The following is a 21643-nucleotide window of genomic DNA, read 5'->3' as shown; positions in this document are numbered from 1 at the left end:
ATGGATATGCTCATATTCGAAGTGGGAATTGCCGTTGCGCTGATTACACTTACGGGGCTAATATCTGCAAGATTACGATTTTCGGTCATTCCTTTCTATATTCTGATTGGTATGGCTGTTGGACCGCATGCACCACAGATCGGCATTGTGGATTTGCGTTTTATCGAAAGCTCGGAATTTATTGAATTTATGGGCAGGCTGGGTATTCTGTTTTTGCTCTTTTATCTGGGATTGGAATTTTCGGTCTCCCGCCTGATGAAGTCGGGCAAAGCCATTCTGACCGGAGGTATGTTCTACGTTGGACTAAATTTTGCTTCCGGTCTGCTGCTAGGATGGTTCATGGAACTGCCACTCAAAGAAACGTTAGTTGTCTGTGGTATTATGACGAGTTCTTCCACAGCTATTGTGGCTAAAGTACTCGTGGATCTGAAGCGCACGGCGAACCCGGAGACGGAGATTATTATGGGCATGATCATGTTTGATGATCTGTTTATTGCCATCCATATCTCGATTCTGACGGGGCTTGTACTTAGTGGGGCTACCTCATTCCTCAGCGTCTTGCTCGTATCCTTGTCTGCGCTGCTCTTTATTGTGCTATTTCTAATCATAGGCAGGAAATGCATCAAGTATATTGATAAGGCACTCAACATCAAGTCATCGGAGTTGTTTCTGCTTACCGTTATGACGCTGCTCTTTCTGGTGGCGGGTTTCTCGGAAACGCTGCATGTAGCCGAAGCGATTGGAGCTCTGATGATGGGGCTGGTTCTGGGGGAGTCCAGACATGCCAGCCGAATTGAGCATCAGATTATGCCGTTCAAAGATTTCTTTGGGGCGATCTTCTTTTTCAGCTTTGGCCTGACCATTGAACCTTCGACCCTTGGCGGAGCCGTTGGAATGACCGTGATTGCCGTTATTCTGACCATTGCCAGCAACTATGGTGCGGGCATGATCGCTGGCAGACTCTCCGGGATGTCTCCACGCGCTTCTCTTAATGTGGGATTCACGCTGGTGTCCCGTGGAGAGTTCTCTATCATTATGGCGAATATCGGCAAGGCAGGAGGCCTGATGGCATCCATTCAGTCTTTTGCCGTGTTATATGTGTTGATTCTGGCAGTGCTTGGCCCGATCCTGACGAAAGAATCACCTTGGATCTACAGTCAATACGCTCGCTTGAGGAAAAGAATGAGGGGGAAAGAGACGGGATGAATTGTGCATCTGTTTGCCACGTCTTTACAGCGTAGGTTAATACACAAATGCAAACACGCTTTGAATCTAATCCACTGCTAAACCGTACACGCCACACTACTTGGAGTATATTCTCTCCTTGGTGTGGCGTTTATTGTATCGGGGAATGTACCATCCCTTTATTGACAGATGTATGAAGGCTGTTATACAAAGAAGTATACTTATGGAAGTAGGCTTAATGTAAGGTCGTGCAATGCACGGCCTTTTTTGGCTATATAGGATCAGTCTCATTCAATCTGAATGAGACTGATCTATCACAAGAGGAGAATGAACAGCATGGATAATCTGCCTTCATATCATTCATCACATCATTATTGGAAACAGTATCAAGCCTTTTTCCCGGAAGAATTCAGGCTAGGGGACCATGCGAATCCTGAAGAGGAGTGGTGGGAATCGAACGGGGTTCATCTGCACATCGATCGTCTGCCCGCGCCCGAGTCGCCGATCAAAATTCTGTTCATTCACGGAGCTGGAGGCAATGGCAGGTTGCTCGCGCCTTATGCTCGAATGTTGCAGCTCCGAGGCTATGAGGTAGTATCGCCAGATCTTCCACCGTATGGACTGAGCTATCCGTTGCCTGGGACACGTCTCAATTATGAACTATGGATCAAGCTGCTTGTTTCACTCGCTGATTGCGAATTTAGGAAAGACGGCAAGCCGATCGTGGCATTGGGAAGCAGCATCGGAGGTATGCTGGCTTATCACATGAGTGCACGCAGTGAGCACGTACAAGGCTTGATTGTAACGACATTTGTGGACACGAGTGATGCGGATATGCGTGACCAGCTTGCACCAAACCGTTTGGTGAGCCGATGGGGCAAACGTATGATGGATCGGTTTCCGGCTTTACTGGATCATATACGTATCTCTGTGAAGCAAGTATCGCGTATGCAGCTGATTACCAATAATTCGGAGTTAACCCAACTTATTATGAAAGATCCACAGGCGGCATCGACACGTGTCCCGTTGGAACTATTAAGAACATTCCTGAATAAGAAGCCGGAGGTAGATCCGGAACAGTTTGGCCAATGTCCCGTACTGCTGGTTCACCCCGAACTGGACCCGATGACACCATTACAGTTCAGCCAATCTTTTTTTGATCGATTGAAGGTGGAAAAGGAATGCGTAGTGTTGGAAGGAGCGGGCCACTTCCCTATAGAACAGCCAGGGCTGAATCAATTGGAAGAAGCCGTGTTACGATTTTTACATAAGATTGAAGCTCAACATTTATGAAAGTTGAATTCGAATGTTCTCTATATGAACCGCGACCCCGCCCACTTGAATCTTTGTAATTTCATTGGACATGCCCAGTGTTAATCTGGCTTGAATCTCCGAGGGACGGTTCATAGTATACCCTTGTCTAATCGTATAGATTGTATCGTGGGGATCTGAAAGTTGGTTGTATTTATGTAAATAACAGAGTAAAGCACCGTTAGAAGTACCAGTTGCGCTCTCTTCCGGGATATCGTAAAGGGGAGCAAAGTTCCGGCATTCTGCCAGAGTACTCTCTTTATCTGGTTCGACTGCAAACACGTGATAACCTACGACATGGTTAGCTTTGCTAATTTCAGCGATAAGCTTAAAATCAGGAATGATTTTTGACAGAACATCAACATGGTTAACCGCAATCAAGATATCGCGCAATCCGGTAGATACGATCTGTACAGGTAATTCAGCGTGTAAATCATGTGTGGAAATACCCAGAGAATCTGCAATGCCTTGTCGGTCAACGATCTCTCCAAACTCCGGAAGCGCCTGAGACAGATAGACTTCACCATTGTTGTGGACAACTACTTCAAGTATTCCGGCTAACGTCTCCAGCGTGTATACACCTACATCAACGATATGCTGTGCTTTCATTAAATAAAATAAGGCAATCGTTGCATGTCCGCATAGATCAACTTCATCACTAGGGGTGAAGTAACGAACTTTGAAATCAGCCTGATCCGATGGCATAACAAACGCGGTCTCTGAGAATCCAACTTGTCTGGCAATCTCCTGCATCTGGGAGTCGGACAAGTGTCCTGCTTGTAAAACAACGCCTGCGGGGTTTCCGCCTAGAGGCTTATCCGAAAATGCATGTAACGTACTTACTTCAATTTCCACATCTCTACCTCGCTTGTTCAGTTATTTAAGTTCAACAGTTCTTCATTATATCACGGTTCCTAATCGGGATTGTGAACCCAAACCTGCTGCGAATTCATGAATATAGGTCAAGTGAACGTTCGGGAAGGGTAATGAAGAAGGAGAGCATAACGATAATGCTATGGAAAGGCTGGGATCTCTAATGAAAGCAATTGTGATTGAAAAGTTCGGTGGAGCGGAACAATTGAAGGAAAAGGAAATGCCGAAGCCGGCATGTGGAGTGAACCAGGTGCTAATCCGCATTCATGCTACTTCTGTAAACCCGGTGGATTTTAAAGTCAGACAAGGCCATATGAAAGAGGCAGCAGATTCTTTCCCACTAATATTGGGCGGGGATGTGGCCGGGACAGTGACTGAAGCGGGTTCCAATGTCACTAGGTTCAGAGCGGGCGATCGCGTATTTGCCCGTCCTCGTCATTTCGGGACCTATGCAGAATATGTGGCTGTGGATGCGGACATCATTGCCCGTATTCCGGAAAATCTGAGCTTCGAGGAAGCAGCTGCCATACCGCTAGCAGCCATGACGGCCTGGCAGGCACTTGTTGACCATGGACGGCTTGCCAAAGGGCAGAAGGTCCTCATTCACGCGGGAGCAGGTGGTGTAGGAACCTTTGCTATTCAGATTGCCAAATATCTTGGCGCTGGAGTGGCTTCCACGGCGAGTGAATCGAATGAAGAGTTGCTTCGTTCGCTGGGAGTGGACCATTTTATCAATTATAAAAAAGAAGATTTCTCGGAGATTCTCTCCGGGTATGATGTCGTGCTGGACACGATGGGTGGCGATATTCAACGTGATAGCTTCAAGGTATTAAAGCCAGGTGGGCATCTGGTATCACTTGTGGAACAACCGGATGAAACGCTGGCTAAGGAAGCCGGTGTAACCGCCAACGTGTTCATGATGGAACCCAAAGGGGACCAACTCGATCAGTTGGCTGAGCTCGCTGCTGAGGGCAAGCTGAGACCCATCATTGATGAGACATACCCCTTGAGTGAACAAGGACTGCGTGAAGCGCACGAAAAAAGCGAAACCCATCATACACGCGGAAAACTGGTCATTCGAGTAGAATAGATGAGGGTTATCTTTGAAGGTTTCAAATTTAAAAACTTTACTGACGGAAGATGTCAGTGAAGTTTTTTTATAATAGGGGTATCCACTAGAAGGGAAGTGCACTATGCATACAAAAAAAGCATATCTTTATGTATTTGATACGATGTCAGACTGGGAGGTAGGTTATTTAATTGCTGAATTAAACTCGGGAAGGTATTTTAAGAAAGGGCTGGCGGCGATAGAGGTGGTTGCTGTTGGCGTTGATAAAAGTCCCGTGACTACCATGGGGGGATTGGAAATATTACCTCGCATTTCAGTTGATGAGTGTATGTTGGAAAGTACGGATGTATTGATTCTTCCAGGCGGAAATACTTGGATGGAATCCATTCACGAGCCCATATTAAAAAAAGCTTCGACATCTTTGGAAAAAGGTCATGTTGTTGCGGCAATATGTGGTGCAACCGTTGGACTTGCGAGGGTGGGATTGCTAGACTCCAGAAGGCATACAAGCAACGATCTGGAATATTTGAAAATGATTTGTCCTCATTACATTGGAGAAAAATACTATGAAATGGTACCGGCCGTAACGGATGGCAATTTAGTTACTGCATCGGGCATAGCTCCTTTGGAATTTGCGATGCTTGTATTGAAGGTACTAGATGTATTTACACCGGAGACTTTAGATTCGTGGTTCAATCTATATCAGACTCATGAACCAAAATACTTCTTCGAGTTAATGAATTCTATCAAATAGCTAACATTTCGATATTTTCGCATGGAGTGGAATAAGATATAATAGTAACAATTTATTCCATTCTATGTATGAGGTGATTCGGATGTCCAATGAGCTCATTCAAGCGATTCAATTATTAAAAGAAAAGAAGTGGGTGGATCTGACCCATACGTTTGGACCGGAATCTCCACATTTCTCGGCTTTTGATGCGGCACAATTCGATACGTTGTTTAATCACGACCAAGGTTTCTTTGCCCAAAGTTTCAGGTTTCCCGGTCAATATGGTACGCATCTCGATGCACCGATCCATTTTGTGCGTGATACCCGTTATCTCGATGAATTGGGGTTGAAGGAGCTTGTGCTACCGCTTGTTGTCATTGATCAATCTGTGGCTGTAGAGAGCAATCCGGATTTCACGCTGGATGTCGATCATATTCTTGAGTTTGAAAAAGAGCATGGCGTTATTGAAGCTGGCAGCTTTGTAGCACTACGTACTGATTGGAGCAAACGCTGGCCCAGTCACGAAGCATTCGACAACAAGGATGCAGAGGGAAACAGTCATGCACCCGGATGGTCAGTCAGTGCGCTAATGTTTTTATTCGAGGAAAGAAAAATACAGGCGATTGGCCATGAGACCTTCGACACCGATTCAGCTGTAGACTATCAAAAGAACGGAGCACTTCTGGCAGAGTATTATGTACTTGCTCAGGATACATATCAGGTAGAGCTGTTAACGAATCTGGATCAGGTACCAGCCAAAGGTGCGGTGATCTTCAATATCGTACCTAAGGCCGAAAAGGCGTCCGGCTTTCCAGTACGCTCGTTTGCCATTTTACCTTAAAACAAAGTTGAACATAGGTATAATGCAAAGGACTCACACACAGTTCTTTCAGAATGATTCACCAACGGCATTTGTGTGCAAACTGCTCATATAAATAATAAAGGAGGCGTAGTACGCCTCCTTTTTATGTGGTTACTTTTGATCCGAAGAGGGATCCTGATTGAATCGTTGTGAAATTTTTTTCTCTGTCTTCTTACGCCGAACCCAGCGCTTGAATATACTTTCTTCTTTTCTTCCCTGCAGTGTTTCCTTCATGCCTTGGATCATAAATTCGGATCTTCGTCTGTCATCCCGACTAATCTCGCGTAGTTCCTTAATAAATTTGTCGTCCATATCTGCCTCTCGCTCATTAAGTATATCTCTATTATACCGAACGTACGTTCTTTTATCAAGTTTTACCATAATCGAATTTTTGGGGACGATTTTAGTGAGAAAGAGCACAGGATTCAGCCCTTTCCATATGTGAAAATGGAATAGAACGTTCAGTATATCTGTATAACAATGTCTGGAGGGTGAGGGATGAGGACTAGTGATGATGGAATAAAGCGTGAATGTGTACCTGAAAGATCGTGGGCGCTCATTATGATGCAGGGGTTACTGGGCATTGGTGCGATGGTTGGAGGGGGAGCACTCATTATCGATCCTTCGGGAAATCTCGTCCATATGCCGGATTCATTATTGGAGCATTCCCCTTTTGACAGTTTTCTGATCCCGGGAATTATACTATTGTTGGTTCTTGGTGTTATGCCGATGATCATTGCCATTTCACTCCTTCGTCGCACTCACTGGGAAATAGGTGAGAAACTGAATCTCTACTCGAATCAATACTGGGGATGGACGTTCTCGTTATATACAGGATTTGCTCTGATCATCTGGATTATGGTGCAGGTATACTGGATCCAGCATATATCTGTTATCCATCTGGTCTATTTTTCCTGGGGAGTGGGAATCCAGATCGTCACTCTGCTTCCTGACGTACAGCGAAGGTATCAGGCAGACTGCTCATCATAATATATTCTTTCTATAAAATAATACGGCTGTCATCCGGATCTTGGAGTGATCCGGGTGACAGCCGTTTATCTTAATTGTTACTTGGAAGCCTGGTAGGCGCTCAAGAATTCTTTTACTTTTGCCGGATCGGACTTCAATTCATTCCCGGTCTGCACGAGTGGACTTACTGTAGAGTATGCCTTAAGTTTATTGTTTTTGTAGAACTGCAAAATGTCATCCTGATTGATGGAGTAGAGCACGGATTTTCTCAGATCACTGCTCTTGGCAACTTCCCGATTGGCTGTGTTGAACAGCAGATAGGAAACCGCATTGCTCGGAATGCTCTGCAATTGCAACTTGCTGTCATTTTTGATGATGTCATACTTTGTTTCGGATACTCCGTAGTACAGGTGGATTTCACTGCTGCGAAGAGCAGACAACGCACTGTCGGCATCAGAGATGAATCGAACATTCACCTGAGAGATTTTGGGTGCATACTCAGAGCCTTTGCGGTATCCGGGATTCTGATAGAATACACCTTCGTAATCATTTTTATATGCCAAGATATATGGGCCGCTGGCATACAGGGTGTTGTTGTACGCAGCACCTTCAGTCACGGTATTCTGATCGCCGTAAGGAATGTCTTTATTCACGTCAAACGAAGCTACATCATACGTATTGATGCTTTCGACCTGTTTTTTGGACACAATGCCAGCAGATTGGTGAGCCAGATAGTTCAATACTTGCGGGAAAGGTTCCGTGGTTGTAAGTTTCACAACTTGATACTTCCCGGCAGCGTTATCGGCTTTGTTTTTGTCCGCGACCAGTTCCGTAATTTTGGTGCCAAGCCCTTGTTCCAGTGCTTCTTTAACCGTACCGCTGCCACTGGATTGCTGAACGGATTCCAAGGCGCCCAGATCGGTTACCAACTCGGCTTCCTTGATATGTTCGTGCAGGCTGTATGTCCGGTGATCCGGTACGGAATCTTTGTTTTTGGCGCGATCAAGAGAGAAGATGACGTCATCTGCACCGACACGTTCTCCCGTATCTACCGCTTTTTTATTATCAATCTTGGCAAAGTTGATATCGTCTCTGAGAATGAAGTAATACTCCGAGTTCCCCTCAGCAATGCTGAAATTGTGGGAGAGGGAACCCTCTGGTGTAAGTTGATCGTCATCTGTCAGGTTAACGAGACGTACATACATGTTGGTGTTCAGTTGGTTGATGGAACCGTCATTTCCTTTGATCGGGTCAAGAGAAGTCAGGACGGAAGCGGTTTGTGTAAGAATTAGTGGTTCTTTTGTATTTTTGGAGCTGTCTTTGAATTCAATCGGTTCCCATGCCATGGCGCGGGATTTGGACAAGCGAACGGTGTCTACATTGAGAATGTCTTTGTTCACAGCCTGACTTTTCAGGGAAATGTACAACGGAGCGATATAGGCCTGATCGGTTACCAAGCGATCCTCCAATTGTTTATACGTATCCTTGTATTCGTCCGGAGTCTGAGTAGCAGCCTGGTCAATAAGCTTATCGATTTCTTCATCAGCCAGAATGCTGTAGTCTCCGCCTGTTTTGAAGAGTGAACGAACTGCGTAATCCGGATTCCCGGTTACCGTTGTCCAGCTGGACAGCGCAATGTCATAATTGCCAGCATCCTGCTGGGATTTGTAGCTGCCGTAATCCGGCTGCAGGTTCAGCTTAACATTGAAGCCATTCTTGGTAAGCTGGTCGCGGATAATGTTCACGTCATTTTCGGAGGAGCTCTGAGCCAGTAATTCGATGTCCACCGGTTTTTGGTTTTGCGTGTTTTCTGTTGTATCTGACGGTGCGGATTCTGACTGGGATTCCGTCTTGGTCTTCACACTGCAACCGGAGACCACAAGGACAAAAGTTAATAGTAGTGCTATCAGCATACGTTTTTTCATGAAAATACCTCCAGATAAGTTCATAATCATTGGAATTCAATTTGAGTTGAATATTGTAGAAGTGGTTAAGCCTTTTCCAGCTTTGGATCAAGCGCATCACGTAGTCCGTCACCCAGAAAGTTGAACGAGAGCACGAGCAGAATGATCGCAAGACCTGGATAGATGGCCAGATACGAATGGGTTTCCAGATACGTGCTGCCCAGCTTGAGAATGTTGCCCCACTCGGGAATATGCGGCTCCACGCCGAGCCCCAAATAACTCAGACTGCTGGTGGCAATGACCGCTCCGCCGATCGTAAGTGTAGACTTGATAATCATGGGTGCGAGCGAGTTCGGAATAATATGTTTGAAAATAATCGAGCGATTGTTGTAACCCAGTGCACGTGCAGCTTCAACAAATTCAAACGTAGATACATAGAGCACACTAGCCCTCATGGTTCGTGCATAAGTTGGGATTGAGCCCAAGCTGAGTGCGAGAATAAGATTGACCGTATTGGCCCCGAACGCCGCAATGATGGCGATAGCGAGCAGAATACCCGGAATGGCATAGAGAATATCCAGCAGTCGCATGATGATATTGTCCGTGTGTCTTCCATAGAATCCCGAGAAGGCTCCGAGAATACCGCCTATCAGTACCGGAATCAGGGTTGACATGAATCCTACGATCAACGATATACGGGCACCGAATACAATCCGGGAAAATAAACATCGTCCAAAGTCATCTGTTCCCAAGGGATAGGCGAGCGATGGGGACTGAAGCAAGGCTGAGTAGTTATTTTCTACAGCCATACTGTAATCAAAAGTAAAGAAGCTGCAAATCGATATTGAGAACAGGAAAATGATAAAAAACAAACCGGACATTGCCGTGACATTCGGAGCAAGACGCTCCCACAGATCATTCCAGAAGTTGGATTTCTGTTTACCCTGCCTGCGGATTCGTCCAATGATGGAAATACCCAGCAGCAGTGCGAACACATTCCCTGTGACCGAAGTCAGAATTAGGATCACGCTCACGCCCAGCATCCAGCGTGGGATGATCGAGGCTGAGGTATACCGGGATACGATAAACAGCACCACCAAATCAATGACAAGGACAAGTACGAGCACAGCCATGGCTGGCAAAAACGTATCCGCAACATACGGTTTAAACATATTGAGTGCCGAGACCCCAATAACGAACAGTTGGGTCAGCAGCATATACACCGCAAATGTATACTCAATGCTCTTTGTTTTCTTGATCAGATGAAAAGCGGCCGTCACGATAAAGATATTGCCTGAAATGATACCCAACAGCTGGACCCAGGCAAGTCTGCGAGTCAGCACAGAGATTGTCCCCTTCTGAATCAGGTCTCTCCGAATTCGGAGCGTCAGTACACTCTGGACCAGTGTGAAAAATAGGTAGATTCCGAGCGCAGTCAGCAGAAATGGTCTGAACTCCTGAAGGCTCCAGTCATAACTGTTGAACAACAGTAACACCGACAAGAGAAGGGAAGTGACCCAGGCGAAGCTCGCCTGACTGTACTCCTGTGAAGACTTAAGCCGAAAACGCATTTCTTGTGTAAGTGAACCCGATTTTGTCATAGTGCACCTGCTTTAATATTGTTTCATCTTGGAACGAACTCTGGGATCGACAAAAGCGTACAACAGATCTACCACAACATTGATGATGGAGATTGTAATCGCTGTGTATATGACCCCGCCCATAATGCTCGGAATATCAGGGATAAACTGTTTATCCACAATGTAGCTTCCAAGTCCGCTGATATTAAATACTTTCTCCGTTACAGCCGCCCCACCAAGCATGCCTCCGAATTGAAGACCTACAACGGTTACGATTGGAATTAGCGCATTGCGCACTGCATGTTTCAGCAGAACCTGTCGTTCGCTTAATCCTTTGGCACGAGCAGTCATCACGTAATCCTCATGAATAACTTCCAGTGTGGAAGACCGAGTCATACGGGCCACCGCAGCGGTTAATCCCGTTCCCAGAACAATCGTTGGCATAATAATAGATAGCCAGTTCTGTGGATTGAAGGTAGCCGGAAGCCACTGCAGTTTGATCGAAAAATTCAGGATGAAGATGAGTCCTTGCCAGAAATTCGGAATCGATAATCCAATTAATGCAATAAACATGAATGTGTAATCAAACAGTGAATTGGGCTTGATCGCCGAGATGATGCCGATTGGCAATGCGATGACAAGGGCAAGCAGCAAGGAGATAACGGCCAGTGTTAACGTGATTGGAAACTTTCTGGCGATCGTAGCCGTGACATCTTCATTCCCTGAAAAAGACTTGCCGAGATCAAATAGCGCTATGCCCTTGATATTGTTCCAGAGCTGGACAAGATAGGGCTGATCCAGGCCATAGACATGGTTAAAAGCTGCGATCTGTTCCTGTGTCGCTGTCTCTCCGAGGATGTTGGCCGCCGGATTGAATGGGGACAGGTACAAGATGGTGAATACAAGTGTAGCTACGCCCAGAATGACGAATACCGTCATCAGAATTCTTTCGAATATGTACTTTAGATAAGGATTGCCATACAAAAACATCATGGCGTACATCAGACAGCCCGGAATAACTGATATCGCAAGGAACCAAGGTTTATCAATCATCGATTGGAATGTATCAGCCATCGTCAGTCGCTGTTTTCCCTGTTCCTGAAGCTTGCTGAACGTTCGTTCCTTTAACTCCTTCTGAACGGATTCCTCCAGCCACTCCTCGGTCTGACGCTTAAACTCTGCCTCACTAACTTGCTGCCGAAAGAAACGGTGTTTACGCCTCAACTGTTCTTCAACGTCCGTCCTAAGTTTATCCCGATAAGAAGTGGAGAGCATATCGCGTTCAACAGCTTGTTGAACCACGGCCCAGCCATCCCTTTTTCGTCTAGATTGCCAGATCAGAAGTACAACCAAATTAACGGGCAGTCCGAGAATAAATAGAACATATCGATAGGAGGGATGAAGCAGCATTTTGCCATAATTAAATCCCAGGGTGTAAACAAGCTGTGACATTTTGCTGCCTTTTGCAAGATTCAAACCATGCGAGCCTCCTTTCATCTCATTTTAAATTGCATTATTCCGATTGATATAGTATATATTATTTAGAGTCTATTTAATTGTCAAGGTATGGAAGAGTATACATATGAGCACATGTGAAAATATGGATGAGGGCTGGTGATCACATGCAACCTTTGTTGAAAGTAAATGAGTTGTCCGTTTCTTTTCATTCCGGAGAGAATGAATTTCAGGCGGTGAAAGAAGTCAGTTTTGAAGTGCGGAAAGGCGAAACGCTTGGCATTGTAGGGGAATCCGGCAGTGGGAAGAGTGTGACGGCACGTTCCATTATGCGGCTGCTTGCCTCTCCTCCTTCGCAGATGAAAAAGGGTGAGATCCTGTTTAAAGGGGTAGATCTGGTCCATAAAACGCAAAAAGAGATGGAGAGTATCCGTGGCCGTGACATCGGCATGATCTTTCAGGATCCTATGAGCTCTCTTAATCCGACCGTGAAAATCGGAAAACAGATCACCGAAAGTCTGATTAAACATCAGAAGCTTTCCAGAGGGGAAGCGAAGAAGCAGGCGATTGCCATGCTGGAGCTCGTTGGTATTACCCGGAGTGAAATACGTTTCAATCAGTACCCACATGAATTCTCTGGAGGTATGCGTCAGCGGGTGATGATCGCTATTGCTCTTGCTTGCCGTCCTGAATTGCTGATTGCGGATGAACCTACAACTGCGCTTGATGTTACTATTCAGGCCCAAATCCTTAATTTGATGAAAGATATGCAGGCACAGTTGGGCACTTCCATTATTCTGATTACCCATGATCTCGGAGTAGTGGCAGGCATGTGTGATCGGGTTGTAGTCATGAAAGACGGGCAGATTGTGGAATCCGGCACAACCACAGAGATTTTTGCGAATCCGAAACATCCATACACAGCAAGACTGTTGAATGCATTACCTCGACTGGATGAGAAGAAAAAGCCGAAACTCGTCTCGTTGGTGCCACGCGATCTGGAAGATGATCAGCCTTTACTGGAAGTGAAGTCCCTCAAACAACATTTTAATTTGGGTAAAGGCAACACTTTAAAAGCTGTGAACGATATCAGTTTCGAGATTCGCCAAGGGGAGACGCTTGGGGTCGTAGGCGAATCGGGCAGCGGGAAATCGACTACAGGCAGAGCCATTCTACGACTGCATGAACCTACAGGTGGGGATGTGCTGTTTAAGGGAGTGCCGCTCAACCGCCTCTCTGCCTCAGAGATGAAAACGATGAGGAGACATATGCAAATTATTTTCCAGGATCCGTATGCCTCGCTTAATCCGAAATTTAGAATTATGGACATTATTGGGGAAGCCTTGGATATTCACCATCTTGCCGGCAGCCCCGCTGAGCGGGAAAAACGTGTGGAGGAATTGCTGGAGATGGTGGGTCTCGATCCGGCTCATGCCCAGCGATACCCTCATGAATTTTCGGGTGGTCAACGGCAGCGGATCGGAATCGCTCGTGCGCTGGCCGTGGAACCTGAATTTATTGTATGTGACGAGCCTTTGTCTGCGTTGGATGTGTCCATTCAGGCTCAGATCGTACAGCTGCTTGAAGAATTGCAGCAGCGACTCGGTCTGACATACCTGTTCATTGCACATGATTTGTCCATGGTTAAACATATCAGTGATCGTGTAGCTGTCATGTATAATGGGAAGATTGTGGAGTTAGCAGAAAGTGAAGAACTATATTCGAACCCTCAGCATGCGTACACAAAGGCCTTGTTATCGGCTATTCCGGTTCCGGACCCGGCTGTGGAAGCGAAGAAAAAACGTCATGCTGTAAACGAAGCCCCAAGAGAGACGGTAGAAGTGGAAGATCGCTATAATCTGGAACAGTCCCGATGGGTGGAAGTAAAAGAGGGACATTGGGTGGCCATTTCCGGATAAGGTGAAACATTCATTTTTACTCGAAAAAGAACCCCGGCAATGATCTGTAGAAGGTCATTGCGCGGGGTTCTATTCATGCACAGCAAGCACTGTGACAGTGAGTGTATTATTTGAACTGCACGGATTTCTTAATGTTATCGATCTCGGCCTTTGTAGTATCATCCAAATAGGTGAAGATGAAGTTGAATGCATAACCTTCAATAATGGTGCTGTAGTAATCTTGCGTAATGGTTGATCCATTGCCCGCATCCATCGTAATTTGCATCAGATCCATCTCTTTGCCACCGATGGTTTCGGTTGTGAATTCCTTGTATTCATAAGGGAACTGGCTGTCCTCCATGAATTTCTTCGTTGCTTTCAGATAATCTTTACCGGTACGAATTCCTTGCAGCAGGCTTACTTTTTCAGCAATCGCCATGGCGGAAGGGCCAACTTGACTTCCGTCCAATGGATATTGTGAAGCCATCAACAGGTTCAGTGTTTTGGCCTGAGATAGTTCAATTTGTTTTTTCTTCGTTTCATCATCTCCAGCAATAACTTCGGAGGAAGCGTTAGTCAGCTCGTTCATGCCTGCGGCATCCTGGAACTCCCAAGCTTCGGGGAATTTCAACGAAACTCCGAAATAGTCATTGTTGTAAGAGCCTTTTTCCGTAGTTCCCAATTCAACGTCTTTGGAGTTATCTGTTTCCTTGGACTCGGAAGTGGATGCTTCGGAGCTCTCCGTGTTCTCCGTATCTTCTGTCTTGGCTGTGTCTGTATCTGTGCCGGCAGTGGTTTCTGTTGCAGTGGATTCCTTCGATTTAGCGTTGTTATCCGCTTTGTCGCCGCAGGCTGCAGCAACCAACAGAATCATAATTAACATGGCAAACAATGAAGCTTTTTTTGGATTAGACATATTACCCTCCTGAAAATGTGTGTGTGTTCTTGTTCTCTCTCTAATTCATGTGTACCTAAAATCTTAGCACAGATGTTCGTGTTGACCACCTATAGGAATCTATAGGTGTACCTTTATAGATAAGACAGACGGCTGGCAATTGAAACAGCTTCCGTGCTGGATTGTACACCTAATTTGTTAAAAATCACTTTTTTATGGTGATTTACGGTGCATTCCTTTATTTTCAATTTCAAAGCAATGGCTTTAACCGTCAGTCCGTTAGAGATCATTTTCAGAATGGTTAACTGTCGCTTGGTGAATTCAATCGATGGCTGCTCTGTTACCGACGAGGCAAGGTTAGATTGATACCGATTTTGCATATGGGCCGGGATCAGCTTGGCGATTGCAATCAGCTCACTCTGGATGTCTGCATTAATGGTGGAGACGTCCAGGTAGCCAACATGTTGAAGACCGACCGACAAAGGTGCAGCGTAGCAATGCCAGTTCTGAAAAAGTGGATTCTCATGCTGCTCAGGGGACAGCTGAACAGGCCCATGTTTATCCATTGATTCGGATATGGCATTGACGCCACAGCTTCTAGCTGTAAAGATCATACCCGGGCGGATGGGTGACTGTTTCACCACCTGTTCCAAATCAGGGCTATAATCCATGGCAAGCAGAACTCCATGCCCGTCGGTGAGCAGAAAGAGATACGTGCTGGATAGGTTTTCTTTGATATCCGAGAGACTCTGCTGGAAGGCGTTAATCAGAAAATGATTGATTTTGCGAATCCTGTCCAGATTGGTTTTAGTTAAATATTGAATATGTGCCATACCGGGAGTAAAATTTTCGCTCTCGGACCAGCTCTTCCGTAAGGAAGATGTTCTTGACATATGGTTACCTCCTTGTGATCAACCGATGGTTTCGATCACATGACCATCCTGATCGGTAATTTCAGTGCGGGCAATTCGAAAGAGAACGCCGGGCAGTGAAGCAATTTCAAATATTTGCTCGACTGGGCGAAGGTTTGCAACTAACTCCGATACGGTTTGTTCATGCACAACTACCTTAATCTGGTTGCCATCCTCAGAAAATGAAGGTGTCCCCCCGGCTTCGAACGTAATGTTCACTCCTGATCCGATTAGGGACAGTGGAGCGCCTTTTGAAAAGCGGCAACGTAGTATTTTTCCGATAATTTGGGCTTGTTTTGCTCCGATCTGGAGTTCAGCGGGTACACTTTTTTGCAGTATTCTCTTGCGTGGAGATGTCCAGGCCAGTTGTTGTATGAATAAAAATGCTGTACTGGAACCTTCCTCTTCAATCCCACGCTCAACAGCCTGTATCACTGAGGGGATATCCAAATATGAATTTCTCATGAGATCCGTAACGTATTTTGGCATGAATTCAACAAAGGCTGCTAACAATCCGCGGGTGTTCCATGTTTGCATCGTTTCGAGTTCCAGACCGGTGATTCCCACCATCTGAATGAATTTCACCGTTCCATTGGGTGTGGAGATCTCTGTCAGATCAGGATCTTCAATAAAAGAAAGTGCGGTTAGTAATGTATCTGAGCCGAGACAAATGGGGCCATTTGCATCCATGTAATCTCCTGCATGAAATACGTTTCCGCTAGTAAAAACATATCGTCCAACGTTCTGTAATAGATTCAGAGCCCAAGACGGGGGTGTGGACTCACCCTCACTCCGGGTAAGCCGAAACGTCATTTCAAATCCATAACCGCTATGCTCGAGATCTTCCGATTCCTTCTCATACAGTTCTGAAAAACCATAGGTAATGAAATGCCAGTGAGGTATGGGGGCATCCACTTTGTATACGCTAATTCCATTTAGCGGACCAGGTCCACCGAGCATATAAGGAATGGCTGTACCATAGTGAAGTGGTTCCTGATCTCCATATAACTTACCAACTGCTATATCATGGCATCCCAACCGGATGTGTTTGCTTCTTCAGTCATTGTTGTGTTCCTCCTTGGCTATCCATTTTCCCGAAAAACATTTAAAATTAAGTCTACCTTTTTCAAAATCGGTTTCAAGCGGCTTAAGGATGAATTGCTTATCGTAGGACTTGGGGGTTACGATGTCTATTTCAGGGAGGGAATTTACATGAGTATGAAAGAGTTATATCTGGCGGAATTTAATCAAGGCAGTTGGGACTCATTTGTGCAACTCTTTGAAAAATCATATTTACATGTGGACCCAAAATGGGCTGAATGTGCAGAGCAGCGAGGGATTCCGGCAGATATTAGCAAGGTTATATTATGTGAAATGGGTGAATATGCGCTAAGATGGATAGACATGAAAGTTCCTGCATTGGGCGACGAAAGTCCTGCCAGCTACCTCGAATACGGGGATACAAATTCCCTAAGAGCAGCGATTATGCGAATGCCTCGATAACGTCCAAAGGTGGTCGACGAGTGCATTGAGCGGAAAGTTGATTTTGCAAAACAGATATGTTACGCTTACATTACAAGAGAAAACAACCGAATACGCAATAACATCTTTTGATGGATTGTAACTGTGCAGACAGGCAAAACCTAAACTGATGGTGAAATGAAGGCTCTTTTTTTGCGAGCTATTTTACCTTGAGTTTAGGTTTTTCTTGTTTTTTGGCGTGAAATACAGCCGCTGTATTCGGGAAAAACCCAAATAAAATTCGAAAAGAGGTTGTTCGTTATGACCACGGCAAAAAAAGGATTCCCCGAAAACTTCCTGTGGGGAGGCGCTACAGCTGCCAACCAATTAGAAGGTGCATTCGATAAGGACGGCAAAGGTCTCTCTACTGCGGATATGATTGCGCATGTTCCTAAAGAGAAGCGTACAGGTGGACATGCCATGGAAATCTCCTCTACACGAATTGAAGAGATCCTTTCTGGCAAAATTGAAGAACGTTTCCCTAAACGCTTTGGTATTGATTTCTATCATCACTATAAAGAAGATATCGCGTTGTTTGCTGAAATGGGCTTCAAAGTGTTCCGTTTGTCCATTCACTGGGCACGTATTTTCCCGAATGGTTACGACCAAGAGCCGAACGAAGCTGGCTTGAAATTCTATGACGACGTCTTCGACGAACTGTTGAAATACGGCATTGAACCGCTGGTAACCTTGTCTCACTATGAAACTCCGCTGGGTCTGACACAGAAATACAATGGTTGGGCAGGCCGTGAAGTGATTGGGCACTATGTGAGATATGCAGAGACTGTGTTTAACCGTTATAAAAATAAAGTGAAATACTGGTTGACGTTTAATGAAATCAACGTGATGTTATTTAGCCCATACACTGGCGGCGGTATCCTGATTGATAAAGTGGACAACCAACTGCAAACGACATATCAAGCGCTGCATCACCAATTTGTAGCAAGTGCACTGGTAACCAAGCTTGCACATGAGATTATTCCTGGTTCCCAAGTGGGCTGTATGCTCGCTCGTATGGAGACGTACCCTGCGACCTGTAACCCGGTTGATGTTCGTCTGGCGCAACATGAGAATCAGATTAACCTCTTCTTTACGGATATGCATGCTCGTGGTCAATACCCGAACTACATGGCTCGTTATTTTGAAGAAAACAACATTGTGATTCAGAAAGAAGCAGGCGATGACGAAATCTTGCTCAACAATACCGTTGATTTCATTTCCTTCAGTTACTACATGTCCGTAACCAAATCTGCATCCGCAGACAAAGAAGAAACAACAGGTAACCTGACTGGCGGTGTGAAAAACCCTTATCTGGAAGCTTCCGACTGGGGCTGGGAGATCGATCCGATCGGTCTGCGCGTAACATTGAATAACTTCTGGGATCGCTACCAGAAACCATTGTTCATCGTAGAAAATGGCCTGGGTGCATATGACCGTGTTGAAGAAGACGGTTCAATTCATGACTCCTATCGTGTGGACTATCTGAAGAAACACATCGAACAAATGAAAGAAGCGATCAAAGACGGTGTGGATCTGATTGGATTTACAGCTTGGGGCCCGATTGACCTCGTGAGCATGTCCACTTCTGAAATGTCCAAACGTTATGGTTTCATCTACGTGGATTTGGACGACGAAGGTAATGGAACACTCAAACGTTCGAAGAAAGATTCGTTTGACTGGTACAAAAACGTAATTGCCAGCAATGGTGAGCAACTATAATTTGGTCTGATTCCTTATCTTGAACCCGGATCGCTGTAAGTAATTAGGCTATTCGCGGATTGTTACCGCATAAAGCGGGCAAAACCCAACATAAAGCAGGCCATCGGTGATTATCTGATCTGAAGCCCTTTAGTTGGCGTGTTGTCCGCTTATTGATGTGGAACTGATCGAAACAAGTGCTTACGGGCATAGGGTCAACCGTTTTAACAAAGAATGAAGATAACGTAACCAGAGAGGAATGACAGATATGACAACACCATTTCCGAAAGATTTTCTATGGGGCGGCGCAGTCGCAGCCAATCAGCTCGAAGGAGCCTACAATACAGATGGCAAAGGCCTGTCTGTTCAGGATGTAATGCCGCATGGGATTACGACGCCAAGAACGGAAGGACCGACAGAGGATAACCTGAAATTGATCGGTATTGATTTCTACAACCGTTACAAAGAGGATGTTAAGTTGTTTGCTGAAATGGGCTTCAAAGTATTCCGCACATCCATTGCCTGGTCCCGTATTTTCCCTAAAGGCGATGAATTGGAGCCAAACGAAAAAGGTCTGCAGTTCTATGATGACCTGTTTGACGAGTGCCACAAATACGGGATTGAACCCCTCGTAACGATCTCTCATTATGAGACACCGCTGCATTTGTCCAAAACGTATGATGGCTGGGTTAATCGTAAAATGATTGATTTCTATGAGCGTTATGTAACTGTGCTGTTTAACCGTTTCAAAGGCAAAGTAAAATACTGGCTGACGTTTAATGAAATTAACTCCATTCTGGAAGAACCATTCATGAGTGGCGGCATTTTCACACCAAAAGCAGAACTGTCCAAGCAGGATCTGTACCAGGCGATCCATCATGAGCTGGTGGCAAGTGCGCTGGCGGTTAAATTGGGTCATGAGATTATGCCTGAAGCGAAAATTGGCTGTATGGTACTCAGTATGCCAACCTATCCGTTAACTCCAAATCCGGATGATGTGGTAGCTGCAATGCATGCAGAACAGCGGAATGACATCTTTGCCGATATTCATGCACGTGGCTATTATCCGAAATACATCAATCGTTACTTCAAAGCGAATAATATCAACATCAAGTTTGAAGATGGCGATGCTGAAATTCTGAAACATACAGTGGACTTCATCTCATTCAGTTACTATGTAAGTATTTGTGAGACAGGTGACCCACAGAAACGTGTTGAAGGCAAAGGGAATCTGTTTGCAGGTGTACAGAACCCTTACCTCAAAGCAAGTGAATGGGGCTGGCAGATTGACCCGCAAGGTCTGCGCGTAACGCTGAATAAATACTGGGATCGTTATCAAAAACCGCTGTTTATTGTCGAAAATGGTTTGGGTGCAGTCGATGAGCTGATCACAGACGAAAATGGCAATAAAACAGTGAATGATGATTACCGGATTCAATACCTGAATGATCACTTGGTGCAAGTGGGTGAAGCGATTGAAGACGGCGTTGAAGTCATGGGTTATACCTCATGGGGCTGCATCGATCTGGTGAGTGCATCCACAGCAGAAATGAAGAAACGCTATGGCTTCATCTATGTGGACCGTAACAATGATGGATCAGGTACCCTGGATCGTTACAAGAAAAAATCATTCCATTGGTACAAAGAAGTTATTGATACAAACGGCGCAAGTCTAAAATCCGAAAACCATTAATTTCTAGTTCCAAAGACATATGTGGGCAGCATCTTCTTGTGTCATATTCAAGCACATTAACCGCTTTCACAAAAACATTGTCAGATGGATAATTATATGGTAAGATGGGCCTAAGGCTAATGAATACTGGATTGTTACTGTTCAATCAGGCAAAACCAGAAGCGGGGCATGTGTATCATGACCAGCTTTGGTTTTGCCTTTTACTACTTTGACGGTGCAAGGTGATGTGAAGAAATGAAAATTGAGAAGGTGCTGAACAACAATGTAGTTACTGTGATTGATCCAGGAGGAAACGAACTGGTCGTCATGGGACGGGGCATAGCCTTCAAAAAGCATACTGGTGAAACGATAGACGACAGTCTGGTCGAAAAAATATTCTCATTGGAAAGCAAGGAAGTATCGCAGAAACTGAAAACGCTTCTGTCTGATATTCCAGTTGAATATGTTGAATGCTCGGATGAGATTATTCGTTACGCCGAGACCGTGTTGGGTGAGAAGCTTCATGAAAGCATCTACATTTCACTTACGGATCATATTCATTTTGCCATTGACCGGCATCGTCAAGGCTTGCAGATTCGTAATGCATTATTCTGGGAGATCAAGCGCATGTACCGCAAGGAATATGCCATTGGGCTCAAGGCACTTCAGATTATTGAAGAAACATTGGGTGTCCTGCTTCCTGAAGACGAATGCGCATTCATCGCAATGCATCTAGTCAATGCCCAGATGAACGGTGAGATGAGAGAAACCATCAGCATTACGAATATCGTAAAAGACATACTCAACATTGTGCGACGCAGCTTTGTCATTGAGCTGGATGAGGATTCGCTGAGTTATTATCGATTCCTGACACATTTGAAATTCTTTGCTCAGCGCGTACTACACGGTACAGCGATTGAAGATAAGGAAGCAGATAATCCGCTTCATGACCTGGTGAGCAAACAATATCCTGAGGCACATGCTTGTGCCTGTAAGATTAACGACTATACTCGCAAGATCTATAGCCGGGTCTTATCCAAGGAAGAAATCCTATATCTGACCATTCATATTGAACGAGTTGTCAGAACTGAACAAACAATTGAATAA

Annotated in this window: 18 protein-coding genes and 1 pseudogene; 11 read left to right on the top strand and 8 right to left on the bottom strand. The window is 45.2% G+C overall.

From position 1 onward, the window contains the following. Entirely contained in the window at positions 1-1206 is a 1206-nt protein-coding gene (locus BLS14_RS20265) for a cation:proton antiporter (RefSeq protein WP_079696322.1), read from the top strand. 315 nt (positions 1207-1521) lie between these two features. Then, a complete protein-coding gene (locus tag BLS14_RS20260) occupies positions 1522-2478 on the top strand; it encodes an alpha/beta hydrolase (protein ID WP_090953625.1) in 957 nt (318 codons plus the stop codon). Here BLS14_RS20260 and BLS14_RS20255 read toward each other — a convergent pair. After that, positions 2473-3351: a PhzF family phenazine biosynthesis protein gene (locus BLS14_RS20255; RefSeq protein WP_090953623.1), complete on the bottom strand. Its 879-nt coding sequence runs from the start codon at positions 3349-3351 to the stop codon at positions 2473-2475. The two genes, BLS14_RS20260 and BLS14_RS20255, sit on opposite strands and share 6 nt — an antisense overlap. Positions 3352-3532: 181 nt before the next feature. On the opposite strand from BLS14_RS20255, the gene BLS14_RS20250 reads away from it, so the two are divergent. The 3 genes from BLS14_RS20250 to BLS14_RS20240 all read left to right on the top strand — a co-directional run bounded on the left by BLS14_RS20250 (position 3533) and on the right by BLS14_RS20240 (position 6012). Further along, a complete protein-coding gene (locus BLS14_RS20250) occupies positions 3533-4459 on the top strand; it encodes an NADP-dependent oxidoreductase (protein WP_090953870.1) in 927 nt (308 codons plus the stop codon). A 103-nt stretch (positions 4460-4562) separates the two neighbouring features. Further along, positions 4563-5192 (top strand): type 1 glutamine amidotransferase family protein, encoded by a 630-nt coding sequence (locus BLS14_RS20245; protein ID WP_090953622.1) that lies wholly within the window; start codon positions 4563-4565, stop codon positions 5190-5192. Positions 5193-5274: 82 nt separating this feature from the next. Then, positions 5275-6012 (top strand): cyclase family protein, encoded by a 738-nt coding sequence (locus tag BLS14_RS20240; RefSeq protein WP_079696317.1) that lies wholly within the window; start codon positions 5275-5277, stop codon positions 6010-6012. A gap of 132 nt (positions 6013-6144) precedes the next feature. Here the strand turns inward: BLS14_RS20240 and BLS14_RS20235 are convergent, their stop codons facing one another. Continuing rightward, positions 6145-6345 carry a hypothetical protein gene (locus tag BLS14_RS20235; RefSeq protein WP_063565515.1) on the bottom strand — a complete coding sequence of 67 codons (201 nt, stop codon included), beginning with the start codon at positions 6343-6345 and terminating at the stop codon, positions 6145-6147. Positions 6346-6531: 186 nt separating this feature from the next. Between BLS14_RS20235 and BLS14_RS20230 the strand changes: the two genes are divergently transcribed. Beyond that, positions 6532-7023: a hypothetical protein gene (locus tag BLS14_RS20230; RefSeq protein WP_090809717.1), complete on the top strand. Its 492-nt coding sequence runs from the start codon at positions 6532-6534 to the stop codon at positions 7021-7023. 77 nt (positions 7024-7100) lie between these two features. On the opposite strand, the gene BLS14_RS20225 is transcribed toward BLS14_RS20230, so the two are convergent. From BLS14_RS20225 to BLS14_RS20215, 3 genes are all read right to left on the bottom strand, one after another. Next, positions 7101-8927 carry an ABC transporter substrate-binding protein gene (locus BLS14_RS20225; protein ID WP_090809719.1) on the bottom strand — a complete coding sequence of 609 codons (1827 nt, stop codon included), beginning with the start codon at positions 8925-8927 and terminating at the stop codon, positions 7101-7103. Positions 8928-8992: 65 nt separating this feature from the next. Then, positions 8993-10507 (bottom strand): ABC transporter permease, encoded by a 1515-nt coding sequence (locus BLS14_RS20220; protein WP_090953620.1) that lies wholly within the window; start codon positions 10505-10507, stop codon positions 8993-8995. Between the two features lie 12 nt (positions 10508-10519). Next, positions 10520-11938, bottom strand: coding sequence for an ABC transporter permease (locus BLS14_RS20215; protein WP_072734795.1), 1419 nt, complete (start codon positions 11936-11938; stop codon positions 10520-10522). 170 nt (positions 11939-12108) lie between these two features. Between BLS14_RS20215 and BLS14_RS33490 the strand changes: the two genes are divergently transcribed. After that, on the top strand, positions 12109-13860 hold the full coding sequence (locus BLS14_RS33490; protein ID WP_072734614.1) for an ABC transporter ATP-binding protein: 1752 nt from the start codon (positions 12109-12111) through the stop codon (positions 13858-13860). Positions 13861-13966: 106 nt separating this feature from the next. On the opposite strand, the gene BLS14_RS20205 is transcribed toward BLS14_RS33490, so the two are convergent. From BLS14_RS20205 to BLS14_RS20195, 3 genes and pseudogenes are all read right to left on the bottom strand, one after another. Next, positions 13967-14755, bottom strand: coding sequence for a hypothetical protein (locus tag BLS14_RS20205; protein ID WP_063565378.1), 789 nt, complete (start codon positions 14753-14755; stop codon positions 13967-13969). Positions 14756-14868: 113 nt separating this feature from the next. Next, a complete protein-coding gene (locus BLS14_RS20200) occupies positions 14869-15627 on the bottom strand; it encodes a LuxR C-terminal-related transcriptional regulator (RefSeq protein ID WP_090953615.1) in 759 nt (252 codons plus the stop codon). 18 nt (positions 15628-15645) lie between these two features. Further along, a pseudogene (locus BLS14_RS20195) lies at positions 15646-16709 on the bottom strand (suppressor of fused domain protein). Between the two features lie 148 nt (positions 16710-16857). Between BLS14_RS20195 and BLS14_RS20190 the strand changes: the two are divergent. The 4 genes from BLS14_RS20190 to licT all read left to right on the top strand — a co-directional run bounded on the left by BLS14_RS20190 (position 16858) and on the right by licT (position 21643). Further along, positions 16858-17148, top strand: coding sequence for a hypothetical protein (locus BLS14_RS20190; RefSeq protein WP_090953613.1), 291 nt, complete (start codon positions 16858-16860; stop codon positions 17146-17148). 279 nt (positions 17149-17427) lie between these two features. Continuing rightward, positions 17428-18885: a glycoside hydrolase family 1 protein gene (locus BLS14_RS20185; RefSeq protein WP_062325655.1), complete on the top strand. Its 1458-nt coding sequence runs from the start codon at positions 17428-17430 to the stop codon at positions 18883-18885. A gap of 247 nt (positions 18886-19132) precedes the next feature. After that, positions 19133-20557 carry a glycoside hydrolase family 1 protein gene (locus BLS14_RS20180; protein WP_063565380.1) on the top strand — a complete coding sequence of 475 codons (1425 nt, stop codon included), beginning with the start codon at positions 19133-19135 and terminating at the stop codon, positions 20555-20557. Between the two features lie 234 nt (positions 20558-20791). After that, complete coding sequence (licT, locus tag BLS14_RS20175) at positions 20792-21643, top strand: BglG family transcription antiterminator LicT (protein WP_053781440.1); 852 nt, start codon at positions 20792-20794, stop codon at positions 21641-21643.

Origin of the sequence: Paenibacillus sp. OK060, assembly GCF_900101205.1 — a bacterium.
Lineage (GTDB): Bacteria > Bacillota > Bacilli > Paenibacillales > Paenibacillaceae > Paenibacillus > Paenibacillus marchantiae.
The sequence above is the reverse complement of the archived record's forward strand: the minus strand, read 5'-3'. Positions and strand labels throughout refer to the sequence as shown.

What these genes read in the sequence shown, in the direction of transcription:
- BLS14_RS20265 (WP_079696322.1), top strand. Translation starts at nt 1, where the DNA reads ATGGATATGCTCATATTCGAAGTGGGAATTGCCGTTGCGCTGATTACA.
- BLS14_RS20260 (WP_090953625.1), top strand. Translation starts at nt 1,522, where the DNA reads ATGGATAATCTGCCTTCATATCATTCATCACATCATTATTGGAAACAG.
- BLS14_RS20250 (WP_090953870.1), top strand. Translation starts at nt 3,533, where the DNA reads ATGAAAGCAATTGTGATTGAAAAGTTCGGTGGAGCGGAACAATTGAAG.
- BLS14_RS20245 (WP_090953622.1), top strand. Translation starts at nt 4,563, where the DNA reads ATGCATACAAAAAAAGCATATCTTTATGTATTTGATACGATGTCAGAC.
- BLS14_RS20240 (WP_079696317.1), top strand. Translation starts at nt 5,275, where the DNA reads ATGTCCAATGAGCTCATTCAAGCGATTCAATTATTAAAAGAAAAGAAG.
- BLS14_RS20235 (WP_063565515.1), bottom strand. Translation starts at nt 6,345, where the DNA reads ATGGACGACAAATTTATTAAGGAACTACGCGAGATTAGTCGGGATGAC.
- BLS14_RS20230 (WP_090809717.1), top strand. Translation starts at nt 6,532, where the DNA reads ATGAGGACTAGTGATGATGGAATAAAGCGTGAATGTGTACCTGAAAGA.
- BLS14_RS20225 (WP_090809719.1), bottom strand. Translation starts at nt 8,927, where the DNA reads ATGAAAAAACGTATGCTGATAGCACTACTATTAACTTTTGTCCTTGTG.
- BLS14_RS20220 (WP_090953620.1), bottom strand. Translation starts at nt 10,507, where the DNA reads ATGACAAAATCGGGTTCACTTACACAAGAAATGCGTTTTCGGCTTAAG.
- BLS14_RS20215 (WP_072734795.1), bottom strand. Translation starts at nt 11,938, where the DNA reads ATGTCACAGCTTGTTTACACCCTGGGATTTAATTATGGCAAAATGCTG.
- BLS14_RS33490 (WP_072734614.1), top strand. Translation starts at nt 12,109, where the DNA reads ATGCAACCTTTGTTGAAAGTAAATGAGTTGTCCGTTTCTTTTCATTCC.
- BLS14_RS20205 (WP_063565378.1), bottom strand. Translation starts at nt 14,755, where the DNA reads ATGTCTAATCCAAAAAAAGCTTCATTGTTTGCCATGTTAATTATGATT.
- BLS14_RS20200 (WP_090953615.1), bottom strand. Translation starts at nt 15,627, where the DNA reads ATGTCAAGAACATCTTCCTTACGGAAGAGCTGGTCCGAGAGCGAAAAT.
- BLS14_RS20190 (WP_090953613.1), top strand. Translation starts at nt 16,858, where the DNA reads ATGAGTATGAAAGAGTTATATCTGGCGGAATTTAATCAAGGCAGTTGG.
- BLS14_RS20185 (WP_062325655.1), top strand. Translation starts at nt 17,428, where the DNA reads ATGACCACGGCAAAAAAAGGATTCCCCGAAAACTTCCTGTGGGGAGGC.
- BLS14_RS20180 (WP_063565380.1), top strand. Translation starts at nt 19,133, where the DNA reads ATGACAACACCATTTCCGAAAGATTTTCTATGGGGCGGCGCAGTCGCA.
- licT (WP_053781440.1), top strand. Translation starts at nt 20,792, where the DNA reads ATGAAAATTGAGAAGGTGCTGAACAACAATGTAGTTACTGTGATTGAT.